At 38.7% G+C, this 6,822-nt stretch carries 7 protein-coding genes; 6 read left to right on the top strand and 1 reads right to left on the bottom strand.

What is annotated here, in order from left to right; genetic code table 11:
* Nucleotides 1–57: 57 nt before the first annotated feature.
* Nucleotides 58–426 carry a hypothetical protein gene (locus tag VJ937_RS12680; protein WP_324067676.1) on the bottom strand — a complete coding sequence of 123 codons (369 nt, stop codon included), beginning with the start codon at nt 424–426 and terminating at the stop codon, nt 58–60.
* Between VJ937_RS12680 and VJ937_RS12675 the strand changes: the two genes are divergently transcribed.
* The 6 genes from VJ937_RS12675 to VJ937_RS12650 all read left to right on the top strand — a co-directional run bounded on the left by VJ937_RS12675 (nt 394) and on the right by VJ937_RS12650 (nt 6,588).
* Nucleotides 394–1,365, top strand: a complete 972-nt coding sequence (locus tag VJ937_RS12675) for a hypothetical protein (protein ID WP_324067674.1) — start codon at nt 394–396, stop codon at nt 1,363–1,365. The two genes, VJ937_RS12680 and VJ937_RS12675, sit on opposite strands and share 33 nt — an antisense overlap.
* 298 nt (nt 1,366–1,663) lie before the next feature.
* Nucleotides 1,664–1,801, top strand: coding sequence for a hypothetical protein (locus VJ937_RS12670; protein ID WP_324067672.1), 138 nt, complete (start codon nt 1,664–1,666; stop codon nt 1,799–1,801).
* Nucleotides 1,802–2,482: 681 nt separating this feature from the next.
* Nucleotides 2,483–3,415, top strand: a complete 933-nt coding sequence (locus VJ937_RS12665; RefSeq protein ID WP_324067670.1) for a glycosyltransferase — start codon at nt 2,483–2,485, stop codon at nt 3,413–3,415.
* 18 nt (nt 3,416–3,433) lie between these two features.
* Nucleotides 3,434–4,147: an FkbM family methyltransferase gene (locus VJ937_RS12660; protein ID WP_324067669.1), complete on the top strand. Its 714-nt coding sequence runs from the start codon at nt 3,434–3,436 to the stop codon at nt 4,145–4,147.
* A 103-nt stretch (nt 4,148–4,250) separates the two neighbouring features.
* Nucleotides 4,251–5,114 (top strand): class I SAM-dependent methyltransferase, encoded by an 864-nt coding sequence (locus VJ937_RS12655; RefSeq protein WP_324067667.1) that lies wholly within the window; start codon nt 4,251–4,253, stop codon nt 5,112–5,114.
* A gap of 283 nt (nt 5,115–5,397) precedes the next feature.
* Entirely contained in the window at nt 5,398–6,588 is a 1,191-nt protein-coding gene (locus VJ937_RS12650) for a glycosyltransferase (protein WP_324067665.1), read from the top strand.
* The last annotated feature ends 234 nt before the right edge of the window (nt 6,589–6,822 follow it).

Raw genomic sequence — 6,822 nt, 5'->3', positions numbered from 1 at the left:
CATAGAACCCGGAATCCCCAAACCTGAAACCCGGAACCCGGAATAAAAAACCAGGAATTAAAAAACCCGTAACCTGGAATTAAAAACCTGAAACCTGGAATCACCAAATCCTTCGATTAACTCAGGACAACGCCTGGAATCAACAAACCCGGAACCTGGAATTAAAAACCTGAAACCTGGAATTAAAAAACCCGGAACCCGGAATAAAAAACCTGGAATCAACAACCCGAAACCTGGAATTAACAAACCTGGAATCAACAACCCGGAATCTGGAATCAAATAGTAATGCTCAAACACCTCATCGGTAAAAAAACCCATCGCAAGATCGTCGTTTTTGAAAGCGACGATTGGGGCAGTTTTAGGTTTAAAAATAAAAGGATTCGAGACCATTACATGACCAACTCCAAGCCCGGGCAATGGATGCATTACAACGATTGTTTTGAGTCTTATGAAGATGTTGTGGCCCTAGAGAAAGTGCTTAAAAGTGTTAAAGATAAACATGCAAACTCTGCTTGCTTCACCTTTTTAATGAATCCGGCAAATCCTGATTTTAAAGCCATCGAAGCAGCCGACTTCAAAGCATACCAATACGAACGGATTGACGAAACCTTTAAGAATCGTAAAGATGGGGAGCAATTACTAAACTGGTACCATTCAGCGCTCAAAGACAACCTCATCGAACTGGGGTTTCACGGTAGAGAACACCTTCACGTGCATTCATGGATGAGAGCTTTGGAAGAAGACGATGAGATCGTCGTCGATGGGTTTAACAACAGAATCTGGGGACAAGCCAAATTATTCACGAAGCATAAAAATCTATCTTACAGGTCAACATTTAACATTCAGGACGATAGCGAATTAGAGGATTTAAAAACCAACATAGAAGAAGGCGTAAACATTATAGAAGACGTGTTTCATAACGACGTCACGTATTTCCTGGCACCTGACAGCCCGTTTGATTTACGATTAAACCAGAGCTTAGCAGACAATGGGATAAAATACATCGGCCTTCCCAAACTGCACAGCAACCCTTTGGATAACAAATGGTACCAAAAGAAGTTATTTTGGATGGGAAAAACCACCAAAGCCGGCTTAAAAGTCATCACCAGAAATGTCATGTTTGAACCGAGTTCTCCACAGTCTAAGGATTGGGTAACTTATGCGATGGCACAAATCCAAGAGGCTTTTAAATACAAAAACCCTGCAGTCATCAGCACCCATCGGGCAAATTATGTGAGTGGTCTAAATCCGGAAAACAGGCCCAAAGCACTGGAACAGTTGTCTATGCTGTTGAAAAACATCACTTCAAAATGGCCGGAGGTAGAGTTTATGACGTCCTCACAATTGGGAAATGACTTGTTGTAGAGGGTATGTTACAAATTTCAGGTTTAAGTTTAAAGTTCAAAATTGGAACTAAAACCTGCAATTATCGAATTAAAAACCTGAAACCCAAGCCCCGAGAGCCTTTGCGATTCGGGATGGAAAGAAACCTGGAATCCGAAACCTGGAATGGAACCCGGAATAAAAAACCTGAAACCTGGAATAAAAAAATCCTTCGATTAACTCAGGACAACGCCTGGAATTAAAGAACCTGGAACTTGGAATCACATAATCTGGAATCAGGAATAATTGAATTCCAAGTTCACAAATTCCAAGTTGGTCAATGAACTTTACTAAAAAACCTGGAATAAAAAAACCCGGAATTAAAAACCCGGAATTACAAACCCGGAATTACAAACCCGAAACCTGGAATAAAAAAACCAAAAATCATGAACCCACCAAATCAAATCCGTCAGATTAAGTAATTTTGACAGAAAAATTGTATCAAATCAAAGCCGGATGATTGAGTGATTTTTCGCAGAAAAATTATATCGAATTAATGCCGTCGATTGAGTGATTTTTCGCAGAAAAATTGTATCGAAATCAGGCATTAATCAAAAACCAAACTCCCAAAAGCCAAAGCAATTCGGCATAGAACCCGGAATCACCAAACCTGAAACCCGGAACCCGGAATGAAAAACCTGAAACCTGGAATTAAAAAACCCAGAATCTGGAATTAACAGCATGAAACCTGGAATCAACAAATCCTTCGATTAACTCAGGACAACGCCTGGAATCACCAAACCCGGAACCTGGAATCAACAACCCCGGAACCAGGAATCAACAAACCCGGAACCTGGAATCAACAACCCCGGAACCTGGAATCAACAAACCCGGAATCCTGAAACCACATAAACCTGAAGCATTCAACTTGAAAACTTTAATTATTGAATTCCAAACTTCCGGTCATTATCCTGAGTATTTAAAACATGTGCTCAAAAAAATCAATAAGGATCATAAAAGTGAGGACTTCATTATTTTTTTAACGCCTTTGCTCATACCGCATTTGAAAAATCTGAAAAATACGGAGATCTATAAATCAATTCATTTTTTTGAGGAAAGCCTGGGAAAAACGTACAGCCATTTTAAAAGTACCAAACATATGGCAGACTTTATATATCAACAGATAATTAAAGTTAATAAACAATTTCAATTTGACCATGTATTGTTTCTTAACCTTAATCTTATCTTAAGACATTATAGTATTTTAAACCCTTTTTTAAAACTCCCGTTTACTTTCTCCGGAATTATTTTTAATTCGCCTTACCGTTTTAGAGAACAAAACACCAAAAGGCTTACAATTTTTAAACGTGAGCTATATTTGAGATTACTGTTATTTAGTAAAAATTGTACCAGGGTATTTTTACTAAACGATAGAAAAGGGGTTAACTTTTACAGGGAATGGTCTTCCAAAATTGAGTTTATCAACGATCCGGTGCGAATAACATCGCCTTCAAAATTGGATATTTACAATTACCATACTATAAAACCATCCGCATTAACCTTCCTGCAAATAGGTAAATTAGACGCCTACAAAGGCACATTGGATATCATCGACGCCTTCTCAAATTTAGACGCAGCATATGCTGAGAAAGTCCACCTACTGCTGATTGGGAAGGTCAATAGAGATACAGACCTTACTACCGCTAAGGTCCACCAACTGAAAGAACAAAACAGGATTTCTATACGAAATGATTTTGTGCCGGATGACGATTTTTCAGCCTACATGCAACAATCTGATGTGGTGCTAATCACCAATAAGAATGTTGAAAATTCGAGCGGAATCGTAAACCATTGCCTGGCCAACAATAAAGTGGTAATTGCGCCGGATAAAGGCTTTTATAAAGAAGCCTTCAAGGGGTATAAAGGAATTGTAAACTACAATGACAGTTTTTCTCTTAAACACGCGATCATCCATGCCATTAATACAATTGATAAACTAAAAATTGAAGCCCAACACTTTGACAGCAAGGCCTTCATAAAAGCGAACTCTGCGCATAAGTTTTCAGAAACGCTTCTGAAGCATTTAAACTAGGCATAGCAAAGTAGAATTATGATTAATAGTATTCAAAAACTTTTACAGAAATTCAACTTTCAGTTGAAAAGGTATCCTGATGCAGATATTCGGCGACGCCTGAAGATCATAAAAAGCCAAAACATCAATTGCATACTCGACATTGGAGCGAATACCGGTCAATTTGCGGTTTACATGAGAAGTTATGGGTATCAGGATAAAATACGGTCATTCGAACCTTTAAAAACCGCCTTCGAAAAACTGCATGCTTTGGCAGGAAAAGATGCAAAATGGAAGGCCTTTAATTTTGCCTTAGGCCACGAAAACCAGACCAACACCATCAATGTCTCTAAAAATTCAAGCAGCAGTTCCATTTTAGACATGTTGCCGGAACACTTAAGCAGTGCACCGCATTCTAAATATATTGATGTGGAAGACATTGAAATTAAAACATTGGATTCTGTATTTGACGAATTGTGTGACAACGAGGATAACATCATGCTGAAGATCGACACGCAGGGCTTCGAAAAACAGGTGATAGATGGCGCAAAAGCCACTTTAGAGCACATTAAAATCATTCAACTCGAAATGTCCATTATTCCATTATACCAGAATGAACTATTGTTCAGGCCAATGATAGATTACCTCGACAGCTTGGGATTTCAATTATTTTCTCTTGAAAATGGGTTTGCGAATCCTGAGACAGGCCAGTTGCTCCAGGTTGATGGTATTTTTGTTAGAAAAACTCCATAAGCATTTTATGGCTTTAGTTGAAAAAGAATAGTTTAATCAAAAAATTATTTATTTTGCACCCCAAAAGTTAACGAACCGGTCATACTCAAATTCAAAAGCTGTAATGAAAGCTAAAAAACTCATCAAAAAAATACTTCCTGATTCTTTATATTCAAAGATAAAAAGCCTTAGAAACAGTGAACGCGTGGAAACCCTTAAACTGAATGCGGTAAGTAAAATAAAGCTTGACGCCTCAAATTTACGTTCCGCTTCTAGTGTAAATTCGGATGATATTTTTAGCAAAAAAGCCATTTGGAAGGCCTGGGAGTCTTATGAAAACAAAATAGAGGCCCTACAAATTCCGGACCTAACCGGTGGCGTAAATCGGGGAGATAGAAAGGCCCTTTTCTTTATTATAAGTCACTTCAAGCCAAAATCTGTACTGGAGGTAGGAACACACATTGGGGCATCGACTGTACATGTAGCTTCAGCTTTAGATAATAATTTTAAAAAACACGATGTCAAAGCCGCCTTTTCAACCTTGGATTTAAGAGACGTGAATTGCGATGCTGAAAAGCCTTGGCTAAAATTTAAAAGTCCAAAATCACCGCAGGAGTTGCTTAACGAATTGGATTTAGGAATCACCACAAAATTCATGAGTCAGAATTCTTTAGACTATTTTCAAACGCCCCAAGATAAGTACGATTTTATATTTCTAGATGGCGACCACTCCGCACAAACCGTATATAAAGAAGTCCCTAAAGCTCTAAAATGTCTCAATCCAAACGGCATAATTTTATTACACGATTATTTTAAACTGGGCGATTCGGCTAACCCTAACAACAACTTTAATAGTGGACCCTATTTAGCCATGCAGCGACATGTAAGGGAAGGAGCGGATATTAAGGTCATGCCATTAGGGGAATTGCCCTGGCAGACCAAATACGGCTCTAAGGTCACAAGTTTAGCCCTTCTTTTACAGAAATAATGGCTTTTGGGCTTAATTCGATCCAGAGCAGGATTCAAAAAGTGAGTGAAAAAAGAGTAAAGCGTATCGAACTTGACACATGATATATTTTAGTTTCAAGTTTCAAGTTTCAAGTCTCAAGTTGAGGGTCTATAATTGAACTCATAACATACAATCAATAAAGAATTAATATTTATTTCACCTCCCGACAATTTCGGGATAGGGCTAGGCAAGAAAATTCGAAACCTGGAATTCAGAACCTGGAATCTCAATCTTCAAACCCTCTTAACTCTGTAAAATAACCATGCGCATACTTCAAATTAATACGGCAGTAAATTCAGGAAGTACAGGCCGGATTGCTGAAGACATAGGTAAGGTTTTAATTGAACATGGTCACGAAAGTTATATCGCTTTTGGACGAGGCAACCGGCCTAGTCAATCGAGAAAAATAAAGATAGGAACAACCCTGGATACGTATAAGCATGGGTTAAAAACCTTATTATTTGACAAACATGGCCTGGGCTCTTCACAAGCCACTAAAGAATTCTTAAATAAAGTTGATGAGGTGAAGCCCGACGTCGTTGGTCTTCATAACATTCACGGGTACTACATCAATTACAAAATTTTATTTGATTATCTGAAAACTAAACAACTGCCGGTCTTGTGGACGTTTCACGATTGCTGGCCATTTACAGGCCACTGCACGTATTACGATGGTGTTGTAGATTGCCATAAATGGGAAACCCATTGTAAAGATTGTCCAAAAACAAAATACTACCCCAAAGCATTTACAGATCGTAGTTATCAAAATTTTGAAGATAAAAAGGAAGCATTTAAGGGTGTTACAAACTTAAGGATAGTCACGCCCAGCAAATGGCTTTCTAACAGCGTAAAAAAATCGTTTCTAAAAGATTATGCAGTCGAGGTCATTCACAATGGTATAGATTTAGACACCTTCAAACCACAGGAGACGATACCGAGTAATCATAAAAAAATAGTTCTTGGTGTCGCCAGCACCTGGGACAGGAGAAAAGGCTTAGATGATTTTATCGCTTTAAGCCAAAAATTACCGGAACATTTCAAAATTGTGCTTATTGGTTTATCAAAAAAACAAATTGAACAATTACCCAAACCTATAACAGGGATAGAACGCACCGAAAATATTCAGGAATTGGTGGGCTGGTACAATACAGCTATGGTTTTTGTAAATCCCACTTATATCGATAATTTCCCGACGACCAATATCGAGGCTCTGGCTTGCGGTACGCCGGTAATCACTTACAATACTGGTGGGAGTCCGGAAGCCATTGATGCAGAGACAGGAGCAGTGGTGGAAAAAGGGAATGTTGGCGGTATCCTTAAAGCTATACAAGGTTTGGATAAATTAAATCAAATTGAGTTATCTGAAAAATGTGCTACACGTGCTGAAAACAATTTTGATAAAAAGCATAGATATAAAGATTATTTAAAAATATTTGAAAAACTGACAAACTAAGGAGTTATACCACGGTGTCGCACGGGGGAATATACCACGGTGTTACACGGAGTAAATATACCACAGTGTCTCACGGAGTAATAATACCACGGTGTCGCACGGAGTAATAATACCGTGGTACAAAAAACACCGTGTAACGCCGTGCCAAACCCCGTGAGACCCCGTGGTACAAAAAACACCGTGTAACGCCGTGCCAAACCCCGTGAGACCCCGTGGTACAAAAAACACCGTGTA

The sequence above is a fragment of the Salinivirga sp. genome (genome assembly GCF_035268865.1).
In the GTDB taxonomy this organism is placed as follows: Bacteria; Bacteroidota; Bacteroidia; order Bacteroidales; family Salinivirgaceae; genus Salinivirga.
Note: the sequence above shows the minus strand (reverse complement) of the source record. Positions and strands in the feature narration are given on the sequence as shown.

Excerpts from the sequence above, each read along its gene's own strand:
- VJ937_RS12675 (WP_324067674.1), top strand. The coding sequence starts at position 394 with ATGACCAACTCCAAGCCCGGGCAATGGATGCATTACAACGATTGTTTT.
- VJ937_RS12680 (WP_324067676.1), bottom strand. The coding sequence starts at position 426 with ATGCATCCATTGCCCGGGCTTGGAGTTGGTCATGTAATGGTCTCGAAT.
- VJ937_RS12670 (WP_324067672.1), top strand. The coding sequence starts at position 1,664 with ATGAACTTTACTAAAAAACCTGGAATAAAAAAACCCGGAATTAAAAAC.
- VJ937_RS12665 (WP_324067670.1), top strand. The coding sequence starts at position 2,483 with ATGGCAGACTTTATATATCAACAGATAATTAAAGTTAATAAACAATTT.
- VJ937_RS12660 (WP_324067669.1), top strand. The coding sequence starts at position 3,434 with ATGATTAATAGTATTCAAAAACTTTTACAGAAATTCAACTTTCAGTTG.
- VJ937_RS12655 (WP_324067667.1), top strand. The coding sequence starts at position 4,251 with ATGAAAGCTAAAAAACTCATCAAAAAAATACTTCCTGATTCTTTATAT.
- VJ937_RS12650 (WP_324067665.1), top strand. The coding sequence starts at position 5,398 with ATGCGCATACTTCAAATTAATACGGCAGTAAATTCAGGAAGTACAGGC.